The organism is Pseudoalteromonas sp. Scap06, assembly GCF_013394165.1.
In the GTDB taxonomy this organism is placed as follows: Bacteria; Pseudomonadota; Gammaproteobacteria; order Enterobacterales; family Alteromonadaceae; genus Pseudoalteromonas.
Genome location: NZ_CP041330.1, coordinates 1,395,195 through 1,412,511 on the forward strand (window position 1 = coordinate 1,395,195; position 17,317 = coordinate 1,412,511).

The following is a 17,317-nucleotide window of genomic DNA, read 5'->3' on the forward strand; positions in this document are numbered from 1 at the left end:
ATGTTAGATAGTAACTATTGCAAAAAGCTATTACTTAATAAGGCAAAAATAGGAAGTTATGCTGGGCAAGATCCATTTGATGGACTCAATAGTAGATTATTTGAATTAATTCCCCGATTTAAACAAGGCATTGTAGGCCTTGCTTGGATTCAATTGCATAAACGTTTAGCAATTAACTTACGGCCAATATGTGGGGTGCCCAAAAAGCGCAACCCAAAGGGTATTGGTTTATTTATTTTAGGTTTATTGGAAGACTATAATGCAACCAATGAGCAAACTTATTTAAATGAAGCGATAAAGCTAGCTGATTGGTTATTGACCCAGCAAAGTGATAAATCTATTTGGCAGCATTGTTGTTGGGGTTATCACTTTGATTGGAATGCTCGTGCTTTTTTTGTACCTAAAGGTAAGCCAAACGTAATTACTACTATTTATGTTGCTCAAGCTTTATATGCGTTAAGTGAAATCACTAAAGACAAAAAATACTCAGAACCTGCAATTGATAGTGCACATTTTATTGTAAAAACATTATATAAAGAATGTGATGGTAGGCAGTTTTTTGGTTACATACCGGGTGAGACTGCATTTGTACATAATGCCAGTCTTTGGGGCGCTGCATGGGTTGCAAAAGTTGCCGTGCTGACTAACAACCAACATTACAAACAGCTTGCTTTAAATGCTGCAAGGCAGTCGGTAAGCGAACAGGGACTTGATGGCTCATGGGTATATGGTGCTCGCCATCATCATCAGTTTATTGATGGCTTTCATACCGGTTATAACCTAGAGGCATTGCGCTTACTGAGTGATGAATTACAAACCGATGAGTTTGAATCGGCAATTGCACAAGGCTTTACCTATTATAAAGCACATTTGTTTGAGCAAGATGGCACCGCAAAATATTACAATAATAATCGCTATCCACTCGATATGCACAGTGTATCGCAAGCTGTTTTTACACTATTAAAAGTAGGTAAAACCCCAGATGACTTTGCGATGGCCGAAAAAATAATTAACCGTGCTATTCAAACTTTATATATGCCTAAAAAGCAGCGTTTTATTTATCAAAAAAATAAGTACTTTACCAATAAAGTTGACTATGTGCGTTGGACACAAGCATGGGTATATTACTCGTTTGCTTATTTTAATCGACAAAAATCGAAAAACGCTAAAAATGCAGTTATTAAACAACTTTAAAAACGGACTCAACAATGAAACGTATTGAATTTTTAAAAGCACCAATGGATATTGCCACCATGCAAGAGACGGTGTCTTTTATTGAAAACAGAATTGAGCAAAAGCAATTTTTACAGCATGTTGTGGTTAATGTAGCCAAAATAGTTAATATGCAAAAAGATCCTGTTTTAGCTGAGTCGGTTAAAGCGTGTGAGGTAATTAATATTGATGGTATGGGTGTAGTGTTTGGTGCGCGCTTTTTAGGCCACGATATCCCAGAGCGTGTAGCGGGTGTTGACCTTTTTCATGAATTATTAGCTATGAGTGCCAAGCGTGACTTTCCTGTATTTTTACTCGGTGCTACCGATGAGGTAGTTAGCAAAACAGTAAGTAAAGTCAAAGCACAAAACCCTAATTTAAATATTGCTGGTTATCATGATGGTTATTTCTTTGGAAATAAAGAGGGGGATGATGAAGAAGCCGTGGTCACTAAAATACGCGAATCGGGCGCTAAGTTATTATTTGTTGCTATAACCTCGCCTAAAAAAGAAAATTTTATTAATAAGTGGCAAGACAAGCTTGGTGTTGACTTTGTAATGGGTGTTGGCGGTACGTTCGATGTTGTAGCAGGTAAAGTAAAGCGTGCACCACAGTGGATGCAAAAGGCCGGATTAGAGTGGTTATATAGGGTATTACAAGAGCCAGGTAGAATGTGGAAACGTTATTTAGTAACAAACTCAAAGTTTGCATATCTTTTGATTCAAGACAAGTTCTTTAAATTATGGCACGTATAAACTACATTGATAACATGAAAGCAATAGGAATTACGCTAGTTGTACTTGGTCATGCAGCTTGGTTAAATGGGGATTTTTATACTTTAATATACTCATTTCATATGCCTTTATTCTTTTTTTTATCAGGGTATTTGGCATCATCCAAACGAGAGGTTAAACTGTCATTAGTTAAACTATTCCAGCGCCTAATATTACCTTTTACTTTCTTTTTTCTTATTTCCTATTTATTTTGGTTACCACTGAACATTTTTAGTGATGGCCAAGCAAGTAAAATGGAATGGTTTGACCCTTTAAATCGTTTAGTGACATCTAAGGCTGATAGTTTTCATATTAATGGTGTTCTTTGGTTTTTTCCCTGTTTAATCATTATTTCATTAGCACAGATTATATTTTTTTCTGCATTGAAGCCAATATATAATTTCGTAATCACTTCAGGAATGCTTGTAATAATGTTGTTATTCAATGAGCTTATTTCGGAAAGATGGTTTTGGTCGATAGATTCTGCTGTTGTTGGTATGTTTTTTTATCAATTAGGTGTTCTAGTTAAAAGGGTTAACTTTTTAAGTTATGCAATGTTTAACAATGAATTTAAAATTTACTTAATTTTGTTATTTACCATTCCAATTTTTTATTATTTAGCGCTATTAAATGGCCGTGTAGATATAAGAGAGTTAAAGTTTGGTGTTTTCCCTATTTTGTTCCCTCTAATTGCTTGTTTAGGAATATTTATATTATTTTTGATTAGTAAAAAACTCAAACCTAGACCCACCTACCAATGGCTGGCAATTTCTTCAATAGTGATATTTCCGCTTCATTTAATTGTTTTTAGGTTTTTACATAAGATCGAGGTTAGGATCATCCCTAATACTTGGCATTTGTTTGATTTACTTCCTTATGTGAATACTTTAATAGCTATTTTCTTTTTAGTTTTTGTTTTTAGATTCATAAAATCTCAGGCGCCAAAACTTATAGGTTTATCAAATTAATTTAGTTGGGAGTTTAACAGCAGTAGTTTTATTCCCACCTCTATCCTTTAAAAAGAGTGAAGTATTTTCTCTTGGCGCATTCATCCTGCATGCAAGTCTGTTAACCTTATATTTACATTTATTAGTTATTAAATATCAATGTTTGCTTTTTTTTAAATTTTAATTTCTGTAAGTTATTGATTTTAACTTTTGTTCTTTCTTTGGAGTTACATAATTAGTACTTTTGTAGTGTTTTTTATTCCTTTTGATTTTGTTTGTGTATATAATGCTCACCAAGAGCTTGATGAATTAAATTTCGTTAAACAAATGACTTAAATTTGGTGCCTTTAATGCACTTTTTCATTTTGAGGGAAAAAATGACTAACTCACTACTAAAAACTAAAAAATTAAGTGCAGTGATCGCACTTGCTTTAGCCAGCTCTTCAACACTGGCTGCAGACTTAGGCGTAGCTAATAACTTTTCAGCATTTGTTTTTGACGATTTTAAATCGAACGTTGGCCGCGCTGACGGCGCTATAGCAGCTGGTAAAATCGATATAAAAGCATATAGCGTAGGCTTTTTACGCCCGTCTAATCCAAATGAATACTACTTAATCAGTGAATCAAGTATCGATTATAAAATAGGGCGCCAATTTGTTGGTAGCATGGTAGCCGGTGGTGGAACTGATGTTAGTTGGAGTGTTCAATGGGGCATGGAGCGAAACTCTAAAATAATGTCTAATCAAAACGAATCGGCCATGCCGTTCGACTTTGATGAACAAGAGCAATATTACAAAGATTTAAGCGCTGAGTTAGGTAAGCTTGATACTACTGGAACAGTACAAAGTAAATGGGGTGGCCTTTACTTAGAAGGCGACGGTCGCTCAGACACGCAAGTATTTAATTTAGATGCGCGCCAATTTGCTAAAGCTCACACTTTTAAAGTGTGGGGCATTCCTGCTGATGCAACTGTAATTTTTAATATTACAGGCGACGACAATATTAATGTTAAAGGCAAAAGTTTTTGGCGTTTGCGCAATCATGCAACTAAAACAGTATTTAACTTTACTAATGCAGAAAAACTCAATATTAAAGGTAATCGCTGGCAAGGAGTTGTATTAGCTCCTTACGCTGACATTAGAGGTGTTTATGGTACAGCCAAAATGCCTGTTATTGGCCAAAGCTTTTATGGTTCAATGGCGTTACTAGCCGGCGAGTTTAACGGTAATTTACCTGATTTAGCCGAGATTGCTACTCCATTTGAGATGGCGGAGAAATGGCACTGGAATTCTAGTGACTTTATGCCTGAATATAATCAAGTAATTTCCACGCCAGCAGTTGCTCAATTGAATGACGATAATGGCGATCGTGTCATTGATAGCAACGATATTGCTGATGTTATAGTGGTGGCATTTAAGAGAAGCGTAAATGCTCCAGGTTTAGTGCGTGCATTAAGTGGTGTCGATGGTTCAGAGTTATGGTCCTACGAGAATGGAGGAGTCTTCAGTGACTCGCGTAATTCAATTGCAGCGGCTGATTTAGATGGTGATGGTGTTGTTGAAATTGTTTTAAATGATTTCTCATCAGAGGTTGTCCAGGTTGTTAATAATTTAGGTTTTGTTAAGAAGGAGCTGACCAAGTCAGGTAAGCCTCTAGGTGCAGTTACTTTAAGTGATATTAATAACGATGGAGTAGTTGAAATTGTAACAGGTAATAATGTATTAAGTTACGAAACCGGTTTGCTCTACACAACTAATTGGTCGGCTGCTTCAATAACTTTTGACGCTGATAATAATAGCAGTCAAGAAGTTTTTGCTGGTGGTGGCTTGTATGATTCTTATGGTGCTCAATTATGGCAATATGGAGAGCCAGGAGCTGTATGGTTTAATTCAGTTGCCAATTTAGATGATGATTTAGATCCTGAAATAGTAACTAGTAACCCAAGCACTAACCTTGAAACCAGTGTTTTAGCTGTATTAGAGCATAATGGTAATGTTAAGTGGCAAATAACTAACCCTAATAACTTTGGCGGTGGGGTACAAGCTGTATCAACATTCCTCGGTGCCGACTCATTAGGAATTGTTTACGCAGGTTACACAGCAGTTGATATGTATAACACAAATGGTGATTTAGTTTGGACTGTTGCTAATGATGATGAATGGAGCGGTAAATTAGGTGTGAGTGCCTATGACTTTAATGGTGATGGTATCGATGAAGTTATTATACAAGACCACTATAAAGTAAGAGTGCTAAATGGCCTTAATGGCGAGGTGTTATCAACTGTCGCAAACTCTACAGCGTCACTTTGGGAATACCCAATTGTGGTTGATCTAGAGGGCGATGATAATGCAGAGCTGGTAGTTGTATCAAATAACACGGATGAAAGGTATAACATTAACAATGGTGTAACTGTGTATGGTGCTGCTGATAGTAGCAAGCCTTGGAAAAATGCAACACGTATCTGGAACCAACATTCTTATCACCAAACTAATATTAACCAAAATGGAACTGTACCAACGGTTGAATTGCCAAGCTGGTTAAACAACAATAGCTATCGCTCTAGTACGCTTAAATAAAAAGTATTTTGGGCAAATAAAAAGCCAATTATTTATAATTGGCTTTTTATTATAGGGTAGTTGTTTAAAATAACTGAAAATGTATTATTCACGCTTTATTTGAGGCTTTTTTGTCAAACCTACAGAATGATCCTGCTATTAGAAGCTTGCTAGAGCGAATGCCTAAAAGCATTCAAACGACCTTTACCGATGAACAATTAGCCCATTTAAAGATAGCCATTGGCGCTAGGCAGTGGGGTAACCACGCTGTTGACTGCAGAGGTGTAGTTAAACTTTTTAAATACCGATATTACTATGTTTTTTTGGCGGGTCGAAATAGGCGTGAACTAAGTGTAAAAGAGCAAAAAATAGCGAGGTTTACTCAAGCTATTATCTTAAGTTTGGCAGTTACGTTTACTATTTTACTTACATTGCTGGTTTTATATTTGATTAAATCGGCATTGGGTATTGATATTTTTGAAGGATACTCGTTTGGAGTTTGGAGTTGGTTTAAGGGCTTATTTAATTAAGCCTAAGTAAAGTGTGTGTATTCTCTTTAATACATATATTGGCAAAGCAATAGTTAGCTAAAAGACATAAACATGAATTTTAGTACTTTTGTCGTAATCAGCAATTGAACAAAATTAGCTAATACTATATCATCCCCGTGGATTTTGTGAGGTGCTACTCACACTGAATTAGCTATAAGGAATTAAGCGAAATGACATCTCCAAGGACTTTTAAACCTTCAGGTTCCTCTGATGCCAATTTTTACCGATTATTTGATATATTTGCATTGTTTTTAGCGTTTCAGTGCGCAGCCCTACTTTACAATTTTAAGCTCACTCCTATTTATGCCGCTTCTGCGCTTACGGTTGCGCTCAGCTATTTATATAGTGCTGAGCTCTTTTCTACCTATCGCTCTTGGCGCGCTGGCAAATTTAAACATATGGTGTTGTGTGCATGGGGCAGTGTGCTTATTGCATTCGCATTTTTACTGGTTGTTTCCTTTTTATTTAAGTTTAGCGAGTCGCTCTCTCGAGTGGGAATAGCTATTTGGTTTACGCTAAGTGTTACGTATTTATATATTTGGCGCTTGGGAGTGTACTTATATAAACGTAGTCGCCGTAAATTAGGCTTATCTCAACGTAATGTTGCCATTATTGGCGCAACCGAATCGGCCGCTTATTTGCATGCTGAGATTGTTAAACACGATGAGTTAGGCTTTAACTTTAAAGGTTTTTACGACGATAGAAATCCTGAACGCCTATTTGAACAACTGGAACATCAAGGTGTTGAAGGAACAATACAAAGCGCTGTTGATGCTGCTCGCAATGGTGAAATAGATATACTTTATATTGCACTGCCTATGAAAGCGCAAAAACGCATAGCTGATATTTTATTGCAGCTAGGTAATACCACGGTAGATGTGCACGTAGTGCCCGATTTTTTACTCTCAAACTTAATACACGCCCGTATTGAACATGTGGGTGATGTAGACACACTAAGTGTGTTTGAAGCACCATGTATTGGCGCCCATGAGTTTATAAAACGCACAGAAGATATAGTGGTTTCAGCTATTATTGTTACCTTAATTACCCCGGTTTTATTAGCGATTGCAGCCGCCATCAAGCTGACATCTAAGGGGCCTATTATTTTTAAGCAAGACCGCTACGGTTTAGATGGGCAAAAAATAAAAGTGTGGAAGTTTCGCTCTATGACAGTGACCGAAAACAGCGATGTGGTCACTCAGGCAACAAAAAACGATGCTCGCATAACACCGTTAGGTGGCTTTTTACGCCGTACTAGCCTTGATGAACTACCACAGTTTATAAATGTTTTAAAAGGCGACATGTCTATTGTTGGCCCTCGGCCTCATGCGGTGGCGCACAATGAAGAGTACCGCCAAAAAGTAGAATTTTATATGTTTAGGCATAAAACTAAACCGGGTATTACCGGTTGGGCACAAATTAATGGTTGGCGCGGCGAAACCGATACTTTGGATAAAATGGCCAAGCGAGTTGAATACGACTTACATTACATTAAACATTGGTCTTTATGGTTTGATGTGAAAATAATTTTTATGACAATTTTTAAGGGATTTAAAAGTGAAAATGCGTACTAATACAATTACCGCTTTACTTGTTGCGTTAGGGGTTTCTGCACCCTTATCGGCAGTAGAACTACAGCCTGGCAGTGTAATGACTAAAGATGGCGCAGAAATTACGCCAATGCTGCAGCTTGGTGTAAGTAGTAACGACAACTTTTTTATGACGCCGTCGGCCACACAAACACGTTTAATATGGAATATAGCGCCCAGTTTAAACGCATTAATTGAAAATGGCCCGGATAGTTATAAATTTGATATAGCATCAAGCACGTCGTTTCATAATAAAGACACTACAGATAATTTTACTCAAGTTAATCTAGGTGCTGGTGTGCATAAAGAGTTTACTAGCCAACACCGATTAGATATAACTGGTGACGCCGATTGGTTATATGAGCCTCGTGGTGGCGGATTAACTGAAGGGCAGGGCAGTGCGTTAGATGAGCTTGTAAATTATCAACAACAAAACCTAACGGCTCGCTATGAGTATGGCGCACAAAGCTCTAAAGCAATGCTTGCTATAACCGCAGGTTATTATAATAAAAATTACCAAAACTTTACGGCCATATCCCAATTTCGTGATTACGACAAACCAATGCTCTCAGTTACTGGTTACTATAATACCCAAGCTGGTACCCGTGCCTTTTTAGAGGTTAAGCAAGAAAACTACCAGTACGATGTAATTGATTCAAACGGTATTTCCCGTGATTCAAATGACGTTAAAGTATTATTAGGTATGGAGTGGGAAGCAACAGCGGTTACTACTGGTTCGTTTAAAGTGGGTTACCAAAATAAAGACTTTGAGTCGAACTTGCGTGATAACTTTAGTGGCTTAAGTTGGGAAGCGGCTGCAGTTTGGAAGCCATTGACTTATTCAACCTTGCAACTAGTTACTAGCCGCGCGGCTAAAGATCCACTACTTTCAGGCGATTACATTCGCGAAAGTGTTTACGGTGCAACCTGGCAACATGACTGGAGAGAATATTTAAGCTCGGTAGTAAGCGCTAATTACGTTGAACAACAGTACTCAGGTAACTTTAACCGTAAAGACAAAGTTAAAAATGTTCGCTTAGGCTTAAATTATTTAGCCAATAGCTTTGGCGTGGTAACCGGGTATGTTGATTTTATTGATCGTAATTCAACTCAAGCTGATATTGAATTTGACCGTGTTATTGTTGGCCTTAACTTTACATTTGCATTAAAGGGTAATGAATGAAGGTTAAAATTTTAGTTTGCCTAATATTATTATTCAGCTTTGGTAGTTTTGCGAGTGACTCGCAAAACTACATATTAGGCGCAGGCGACAAAATAGAAATTAAAGTGTTTGGTCAGCCTGATTTAGACGTAACCTCACTGCTTGGTAATAGCGGTGAGATTAACTACCCGTTTTTAGGAAAGGTTAAGCTTGTTGGGTTAAGCGTTTCGCAAGTTGAACAAACAATAATTAGTGGTTTACAGCCTGATTATTTAGTTAACCCTAATGTGTACGCGCAAGTGGTAGAATACCGCCCTTTTTACATACATGGTGAAGTTAAAAAGCCAGGTGGTTACCCTTACCAGCCAGCTATGACGGTAAACCAAGCGATAGCTCTTGCCGGTGGATTAACCGAGCGCGCCTCAGTTGATAAAATATTTATTTTTAAAGAGCAAACCAAACAGCAGCAACAAAAAGGTAGTTTAAATAGCCAAATTGCAGCGGGTGACACCATAAAAATAGAGCAACGCTTGTTTTAAGCGGTTTAAGGCAGTAATAACAAAATGAATACACACTCTGAAAAAACTAGCAACAACGAGGAAGTTATTGATTTAGGTGCTTATCTTAATGTTATTAAGCAAAGTAAATGGAAAATTTTAGGTTTTGCTATTGTAGTTACATTACTAACTATAATGGTTGCTTTAACTTTGGTGCCTAAGTATGTAGCCACAGCTACTTTATTAATTGAGTCGGAGCAAACCAAGGCTGTAAGCTTTGATGAAATATATGGCTTAGACTCTACAAAAAAAGAATATTACTTAACCCAGTTTGAAGTAATTAAGTCAAACAGCATTGCTCGTGAGGTAATTACTAAGCTTAATTTAAAAGAACACACTGACTTTATTGCTAAACCTTCGCTTACAGGTGAGTTAAAAGGTATGGTTAAGCAGCTGTTACCTTTTTTAAATAAAAAAGAAGGCTCTGTTCTTAGCGAAGAAGAGCAAGCAGAGCGAGAAATGCTAGGTCTGCTTGCTGCATTCAAATCGCGTTTGAGTGTCTCTCCTATAATGAAAACGCAATTAGTGCGTGTAAGTTTTGAGTCGAGCGACCCTAAGTTAGCAGCTTTAGTGGCAAATACGGTCGGTGAAGTTTACATAGAAAGCCAAATGCGCGCTAAAATGGGAATAACCCAGCAGGCATCTAGCTGGTTAAACACGCGTTTATCTGAATTGCGTATACAACTAGATAGCTCTGAAGTGCGTTTACAAGCTTACCGAGAAGCGCAAAAGCTGGTTGATATAGAGGGTATTGCTGGGCTTGTTACTCAAGAGCTTGAGCAAATTTCAAAGCAGTTAGTTGATGCTCGTGCGACTAAAAATAATCTTGAAAGCATTAACCGTGTAATTAACGAATATGGCAACGATAACATAGAGCTACTTGGTAGCATGCCCGAAATTACATCACACCGTGTTGTACAAGATGTTAAACGCGAAGTTGTATTGGTTGAGCGAAAAGTAAGTGAGCTTGGTGAGATTTACGGCCCTAAACACCCAAAAATGATTTCAGCTAAATCTGAACTTGCTACAGTTAAAACTAACCTTAACAAGCAAATTAAAGGCTTAATTACCGGTATTGAAAAAGAGCTAAATAGAACAACGCGAACTGTAAATGCGCTTGAGCGCGATTTAGCTAAAATTCGTGCTGAATATCAAGATATTACCCGTAAAGAAACCCAATATAACCAACTAAAGCGTGAAGTTGAGACAAACCGTAATATTTTTAATACCTTTTTGTCACGCTCTAAAGAAACCGAAGTAACTAGTGACTTTAGCTCAGCTGCAGCTCGTTTTACAGACCGTGCTTATGCTCCAAAAGACCCAAGCAAACCTAACAAAAAGCTAATTGTTATTTTAGCCTTTGTTGCTAGTTTTGGTTTTGCAGTAGTAATGACTTTTGTTTTTGATGCCTTAAACGACACAGTTAAAAATAAAAATGATGTAGAAAATAAACTCGCTCAACGTATGTTAGGGTTATTACCGCATGTTGCGGTACCTAAAAAGAGCTATTTTCCGATCCATGCTTATTTAGAGGATACCTATCGTCGTTTTGCCGAATCGGTACGCACCTTCCGCACTAGTTTGTTGTTAACTCATCTTGACCGAGCGCATCAAGTTATTGCTGTTACCTCTACTTCACCAGGAGAGGGTAAAACGACCACCTCTGCTAATTTAGCGATGTCGTTGGCACAAATGGGTAAGGTATTATTAATTGATGCAGATTTACGTAAACCAACGTTAGCTAAACGATTTGATATACCGGTATTTCACCCAGGTTTAAGTAATTTAATGATAGGCACTGAACAATTAGCGGAGTGTGTTCATGTTGATACGCAATCGGGTGTTACAATTATGCCGAGCGGACAAATACCGTCGAATCCACTTGAGCTATTATCAAATCCACGCTTTGCTGAGTTACTGAGCGATTTAAAAGCGCAGTACGACCATATTATTGTTGATACACCGCCTACACAAGCTGTGAGCGATGCATTGGTAATTGCGCAAAGTGTAGATTCGGTAGTTTATGTTGTTAAATCTGATATTACCCGTATTAAACCAATTACAGCGGGCCTTGAACGTTTATTTGAAGTAAAAGCGCACGTTGCCGGTGTGGTACTTAATAAGGTCGATATGAGTAAATCTAAAGATGAGCATAGCCATGGCTACTATGATTATTACGATTACTCACAGCAACCTGAAAAGCCACAAGCGTAACTAAGTTAGTTTATGATTGATATTCATACGCATATTTTGCCGAGTATTGATGATGGCGCTAAAGATTTAACAGAGTCTTTAGCGCTTTTAAAATTGGCTGAAAACGATGGTATTACGCATATGGTAGCAACGCCGCATATACATGTAGGCCGCTTTAATAATTCGATTTCTGTTATTAATGATAATTTGGCAAACTTACAACAAAATGCAAAAAATGAAGGGATTAATGTAAAATTAGCTGCCGCTGCTGAAGTACGTTTAGACGTAGAACTTATGGCAATGGTGATGGCTAATAAATTGCCTTTTATTGGTGAAATAGTAGGCAAAAATGTGCTGTTATTAGAGTTACCGCATTCACATATGCCGCAAGGCTACGATAAGTTTATTCAGTGGCTCGCCAAACAAAATATACGCGTTATTATTCCGCACCCAGAGCGTAATCGCGATATTCAGTCAAACCTTTATTACATTGAACACTTAAAGCAGTTAGGCTGCGACTTTCAGTTAACGGCATCGAGTATTGAAGGTGAGTGGGGAGAAAGCGCACAAACTATAGCGTTACAAATGTTAAAAGATGGGTTAGTAAACTATGTTGCCTCTGATGCTCATTCAGTAAAACGTCGACCGCCTATTTTAAGCCAAGCTAGAAAAACAGTAGCGCAATTATTAGGTGAAGAGCAGGCCACAACGCTTTTTGTAACTAACCCGCTGCAACTAACCGAGTGTTTATTTAATGACTAAATTAAACATGTTCAAGGTAGTGCCTGCTGTTATTTTAGCCATGATAGTACTTGTTATTGCTTATACAAGTATGCAAAGTATGCGCGCAAATGCGTGGTACTTTAATGCCCTAAATATTGTGCAAGAGTCCGGTGGCGCTTTGTCTGGCTCATCGCTTCAGGCAGCAGAAAATGCGATTACCTTGGCTACTAATATGGACCCTGAGCATCCTCATTATTGGCACTTTTTAGCCCATATAAAAATGCTAGGTTTAGCCGGTATTGATACAACATCAATTGAGCAAACCGAACATACTCAGCAAACATATCAACAAGCTGAGCAAGCGTTGTTAAAGTCGGTTGAGTTAAGGCAAACTTGGGCACTAACCTGGATAAGCTTGGCGCAAGTTGTCAGCTATCAAGAGGGGCCTACCGAGCGGGTATATAATTATATTCAGCAAGCTAAAAAAGTTGGCCCATATAAGTTAGATGTTCACTTAGGTATTATTCAAATTGTGTTAATGCACTGGAATGAACTACCCCCCATCTACAAAGCCCTTTATGTGAACGAGCTTAAATTAGCCTCTAAATATGGTTATAAATTTAATAAAATTTTTAGCATGGCTAAAGAAATGAACCGTTTACCAATTGTGTGTTTATCGCTTCAATTTGGAACTCATTTTGAGGCGGTTAGAGGCAGTTGGATGTTTAATAAATACTGTGGTTAAAAAAATAAAGGGGCTAGGGATTAGGTGGTAGGTTTTAGGCTTATCCTCGAAACCCGACTACCAAAACATGAAGTTTAACTTCTGTAATCACAGCACTTCTTAGTTTTCTTTGTACATAATTTCCTGAAAATCTTATTGCACTGAGAGAAGCGAATGAGGAGTAAATGAGAAAACATTAACGATTAAGACCCTTATTAATGAAAGCTTTCTGTTTTTATCACTTCCTCTAAAGCGCAGCGTCTCTTAGCCCTCTCTGTGCATAAATTCTTTAATGATCTAATTGCACTGAGAGAAGCGAATGAGGAGTAAATGAGGAAACATTAACGATTAAGCCCCTTATTAATGAAAGCTTTCTGTTTTTATCACTTCCTCTAAAGCGCAGCGTCTCTTAGCCCTCTTTGTGTATAATTTTCTTAAAGATCTAATTGAACTGAGAGAAGGGAATGAGAAATAAATGAGAAAATAAAGCCACTAACCTAAGTGATTAATTTTTTTTCACCACTTCCCAAAGCGTAGCGTCTCATTGCTAAAACCTAAAACCTAAAACCTAAAACCTAAAACCTAAAACCTAAAACCTAAAACCTAAAACCTAAAACCTAAAACCTAAAACCTAAAACCTAAAACCTAAAACCTAAAACCTAAAACCTAAAACCTGTTTTAAAGACAAAAAAAGACCCAGAGCTATAAGGAACTCTGGGTTATAGAGGGGCTCATATGTGAGCCCTGCGCTAACTAAAGACACTTTCAGATTCTTAGGGAGAAGAAGAAAGTTATTTAAGTATAGTCAAAAGCTTCAAAAATACACATTTTTGCTCATTTTTTATACTGTAATAATTACAGTGGGTTACAATTGTTATGCACACTTAAGTTAGAGTTTACTCCCAGTTTATTAACTGCGTGTTTTGCACCAAATCTCTAGGTAGTGAGTTTTTAACCTTATTTTTTTGCCATTTTCCTAAACCAATAGGGCAACCACATAAGGTTAGGATCACTTCGCCAGTTGCCTTAACAACTTCATCCAAACGAATGTCTTTGCCATTAAAGTAATCACTGGCCTGCTGATTGTTTAGTTCCAGTACATTGCTTTTACATTGCTTACCAAATACGGTGGCAAATTCATGGGCGAGGCGCACGCCATTTTTATGAATAGCGCCTATCTGAATACCTAACCGCGCGTATTTTATTTTGTTTTGTATTGCTTCAAATTCATCTGGGAACAGCCAAAGCTCTTTGTCGCGTTGCATTAAAGTGCCTGGTAGACTCGTTAAACCAAATTGCTTTTTGAGAGAGCTCATAAACGCACTTTGCTGTTTACTATCAAAATCAGTAAAGGGGAATGCGCCTTTTTTAACTTTTAGATTTTGGTTTTCGCAGCTGCTGTGTTTTTTAAATTTAGCAATAAAAAAGCCTTCACTGTCGAAGGTTTGCGGCCAAACATGTAAGTAACCCTCGTCTGTAGTGGCTTTTTCGGCGCCAGGGAAAAGGTCATTTAAAGGCTCTGGCGCGATGTATTCGCCAAATTCTTCTAGCAATGCATCACACACTTGCTGGTTTTCGAGTGGGGTTAATGTACAGGTTGAATACACCAGCGTGCCGCCAGGTTTAAGTGCATAAAATGCACTTTTAATCAGCTCTTTTTGTACTTGGGCAATGGTAATGTTTGATTCGATAGACCAATTTTTTAGTGCATCGCTGTCTTTACGAACTGTGCCTTCACCCGAGCAGGGCGCATCAAGCAAAATACTATCAAAGCATTCAAACATATAATTACCAAATACCACGCCATCAAAATGCGATAACGCACAATTACCAACACCCATGCGCTTTAGCGTGGCACTAAGTACTTTTAAGCGCGATGACGACAGCTCATTTGCAACCAATACACCTTGATTGTTCATTAGTGCAGCTAGTTGTGATGTTTTAGAACCCGGCGCAGAGGCCATATCGAGTACTGTGCTACTAGTTTGCAGGCTGTGCTTTAGTGCCATTGGCGGCAACATTGAGCTTGCTTCTTGTACGTACATTGCGCCGCTTAAGTGTAAGTCGGTATTACCTAGCGCTAAATTTTGCTCTTCATCGTTTGGGCGCACTAGCCAAAAACCTTCATCGCACCAGGGTATGGCAGTGAGTTGCCAATTTTTTTGAGCTGCGTGGCGTTTAAATTCTTCAACACTCATTTTTAATGTATTAACGCGAACAGACTTACGTAAAGGTCGACGACAGGCATTTAAAAAATCATCTAAGGTAAGGTGCTCAGGCAGATAAGTTTTTACGTCATCAATAAATTGCTCTGGAATATAAGTGTTAGCGTCCACGATTTGGCTCATACAATAAAATTTAAAGCCGGATAATAGCATTTTTGACGATTTTTTTCAGTGTTAAAGCCGAAATAGTAGCACTTTGAAAGTGTCGACACCTTATTATGAAAAACGCATTTAATACTAAAAATTATTATACTTTTAGCTAATGCTGTCGACAATTTGATGGTTTTTTACTCATTCTTAGTGCTTTTAGGGTTGACACTGTTAGCTAATAAGCACATAGTTAACCCATAAATTGTCGACAATATAAAAATACTTTATGACACAGCACTTTTTAAACGACACTGCAGTTACAACCGCTTCCGATAAAGTGTTTGTAGATATGCGCCGCGAAATTGTAGAAGGCAGCATTGCACAAGGCAGTAAAATATCAGAGCCAGAGCTTGCAAAGCGTTATGGTGTAAGCCGTGCAACCCTCAGAGAGGCATTAAACCGTTTAGAAAGTTGTTACTTAGTCGAGCGCAAAGCCAATATAGGTTGTCGTGTTGTGGCATTAACCGCAGAGCGTTTAATTGAGGTGTATCAAGTGCGCAGTGCCCTTGAAGGACTTGCATGTAGGTTAGCTGCCGACAATATGGAACCAGATGAAGTTCAAGGTTTGAAACAATTACTGAATCAGCATTTGCATACTCAGCGTGTTAAAGAGGGTGAGTCGTACTATCAAGAAGCAGGCGACTTAGACTTTCATTATCGCATAATCAAAGGCAGTAAAAACGCTCACTTAATTCATTTGTTATGCCACGACCTATACCAGTTAATAAGAATGTACCGTGTGCAAATGGGCATGGTTGGGCCACGCGTATCGAAAGCGTTTGACGAACATTTAGCGATTATGAACGCCATAGAAAATCATGATGGGGAGCTGGCCGAAATGCTAATGAAGCGCCATATCAGTGCTTCCCAAGCAAATATACAAACAAAATTTGATGGATATCAATCAGTACAAGCTACTCAAAATGAAATGGCTAACTAGATTCTGTTGATCTTTGCGGATTAAATTTTGAAAGGTCAATAGACCCTAATACAGATGTAACATTATTAAAAAATACTAAGCTGCCAAAGAGCAGCCCCGTTCAAAGTTAGGAGAAGGTAATGTCAGCAGGATTAAAATTTAAACAGGCAATTGCAAATAACCACCCGTTACAAGTTGTGGGTACTATTAACGCGTATACCGCAATGATGGCTGAAAAAATGGGCCATCAGGCTATTTACTTATCGGGTGCAGGTGTGGCTAATGCCTCATTTGGTATGCCAGATTTAGGCATGACTAGCCTTGATAATGTGCTTGAAGATATTCGCCGTATTACCGGTGCTAGCGATTTACCATTATTAGTTGATGCCGATACAGGCTGGGGCGGAGCATTTAATATTGCCCGTACCGTTAAAGAAATGACCAAAGCGGGTGCAGCAGGCTTTCATATTGAAGACCAAGTAGCACAAAAGCGTTGTGGTCACCGTCCTAATAAAGAAATAGTTACCCAAGCTGAAATGGTTGACCGCATTAAAGCCGCAGTAGATGCCAAAACTGATAGCGATTTTTACATTATGGCGCGTACTGATGCATTTCAAAAAGAAGGCTTAAATGCAGCAATAGACCGTGCAGCTGCCTGTGTTGAGGCGGGAGCCGATGCCATTTTTGCAGAAGCCGTTCACGACCTTGCTGATTACCACGCATTTAGCAAAGCGATTAATGTGCCGATTTTAGCCAACATTACCGAGTTTGGCCAAACCCCAATTTATACCAAAGAGCAGTTGAGCGATGTGGGTGTAGAAATGGTGCTTTACCCACTAAGTGCATTTAGAGCTATGAATAAAGCGGCACTCAATGTTTACTCGGCTATTTTGAATGAAGGGTCGCAACAAAGCCAAATTGAAAACATGCAAACGCGTGCAGAGCTTTATGACTTTTTAGATTATCACTCGTACGAAAACACGCTAGATAACCTTTTTTCAGCAAAATCTGACAAATAATAAAAATCCAACAGGAGA

General features: G+C 38.2%; 14 protein-coding genes. 13 read left to right on the forward strand and 1 reads right to left on the reverse strand.

Features of this window, described 5'->3' with window-relative positions:
- From FLM47_RS06405 to FLM47_RS06455, 11 genes are all read left to right on the forward strand, one after another.
- Positions 1–1,194: an aspartate-semialdehyde dehydrogenase gene (locus FLM47_RS06405; protein WP_178955789.1), complete on the forward strand. Its 1,194-nt coding sequence runs from the start codon at positions 1–3 to the stop codon at positions 1,192–1,194.
- Positions 1,195–1,208: 14 nt separating this feature from the next.
- The gene (locus tag FLM47_RS06410; protein ID WP_178955791.1) at positions 1,209–1,967 is read left to right on the forward strand and encodes a WecB/TagA/CpsF family glycosyltransferase; all 759 of its coding nucleotides are present in this window, start codon (positions 1,209–1,211) and stop codon (positions 1,965–1,967) included.
- Positions 1,955–2,953 carry an acyltransferase family protein gene (locus FLM47_RS06415; RefSeq protein ID WP_178955793.1) on the forward strand — a complete coding sequence of 333 codons (999 nt, stop codon included), beginning with the start codon at positions 1,955–1,957 and terminating at the stop codon, positions 2,951–2,953. The genes FLM47_RS06410 and FLM47_RS06415 overlap by 13 nt, the downstream gene beginning before the upstream one ends.
- A gap of 356 nt (positions 2,954–3,309) precedes the next feature.
- On the forward strand, positions 3,310–5,508 hold the full coding sequence (locus FLM47_RS06420; RefSeq protein ID WP_178955794.1) for a choice-of-anchor A family protein: 2,199 nt from the start codon (positions 3,310–3,312) through the stop codon (positions 5,506–5,508).
- A gap of 110 nt (positions 5,509–5,618) precedes the next feature.
- Positions 5,619–6,017, forward strand: a complete 399-nt coding sequence (locus tag FLM47_RS06425; RefSeq protein WP_178955796.1) for a 3-phosphoshikimate 1-carboxyvinyltransferase — start codon at positions 5,619–5,621, stop codon at positions 6,015–6,017.
- Positions 6,018–6,208: 191 nt separating this feature from the next.
- Positions 6,209–7,612, forward strand: coding sequence for an undecaprenyl-phosphate glucose phosphotransferase (locus tag FLM47_RS06430; protein WP_178955801.1), 1,404 nt, complete (start codon positions 6,209–6,211; stop codon positions 7,610–7,612).
- Positions 7,596–8,810: an outer membrane beta-barrel protein gene (locus tag FLM47_RS06435; RefSeq protein WP_178955803.1), complete on the forward strand. Its 1,215-nt coding sequence runs from the start codon at positions 7,596–7,598 to the stop codon at positions 8,808–8,810. Before FLM47_RS06430 ends, FLM47_RS06435 begins: the two co-directional genes overlap by 17 nt.
- Positions 8,807–9,328, forward strand: a complete 522-nt coding sequence (locus FLM47_RS06440) for a polysaccharide biosynthesis/export family protein (RefSeq protein WP_178955805.1) — start codon at positions 8,807–8,809, stop codon at positions 9,326–9,328. The genes FLM47_RS06435 and FLM47_RS06440 overlap by 4 nt, the downstream gene beginning before the upstream one ends.
- 24 nt (positions 9,329–9,352) lie before the next feature.
- Positions 9,353–11,560 (forward strand): polysaccharide biosynthesis tyrosine autokinase, encoded by a 2,208-nt coding sequence (locus FLM47_RS06445; protein WP_178955806.1) that lies wholly within the window; start codon positions 9,353–9,355, stop codon positions 11,558–11,560.
- A 12-nt stretch (positions 11,561–11,572) separates the two neighbouring features.
- A complete protein-coding gene (locus tag FLM47_RS06450) occupies positions 11,573–12,301 on the forward strand; it encodes a tyrosine-protein phosphatase (RefSeq protein ID WP_178955807.1) in 729 nt (242 codons plus the stop codon).
- On the forward strand, positions 12,294–13,007 hold the full coding sequence (locus FLM47_RS06455; protein ID WP_178955809.1) for a VpsP family polysaccharide biosynthesis protein: 714 nt from the start codon (positions 12,294–12,296) through the stop codon (positions 13,005–13,007). Before FLM47_RS06450 ends, FLM47_RS06455 begins: the two co-directional genes overlap by 8 nt.
- Before the next feature lie 875 nt (positions 13,008–13,882).
- Here FLM47_RS06455 and rsmF read toward each other — a convergent pair.
- The gene (rsmF, locus tag FLM47_RS06460) at positions 13,883–15,322 is read right to left on the reverse strand and encodes a 16S rRNA (cytosine(1407)-C(5))-methyltransferase RsmF (RefSeq protein WP_178956848.1); all 1,440 of its coding nucleotides are present in this window, start codon (positions 15,320–15,322) and stop codon (positions 13,883–13,885) included.
- Positions 15,323–15,587: 265 nt separating this feature from the next.
- Between rsmF and FLM47_RS06465 the strand changes: the two genes are divergently transcribed.
- Together FLM47_RS06465 and prpB are read left to right on the forward strand one after the other, a co-directional pair.
- On the forward strand, positions 15,588–16,301 hold the full coding sequence (locus FLM47_RS06465; RefSeq protein WP_178955811.1) for a GntR family transcriptional regulator: 714 nt from the start codon (positions 15,588–15,590) through the stop codon (positions 16,299–16,301).
- Positions 16,302–16,420: 119 nt separating this feature from the next.
- Positions 16,421–17,299 (forward strand): methylisocitrate lyase, encoded by an 879-nt coding sequence (gene prpB / locus FLM47_RS06470; RefSeq protein ID WP_178955812.1) that lies wholly within the window; start codon positions 16,421–16,423, stop codon positions 17,297–17,299.
- The last annotated feature ends 18 nt before the right edge of the window (positions 17,300–17,317 follow it).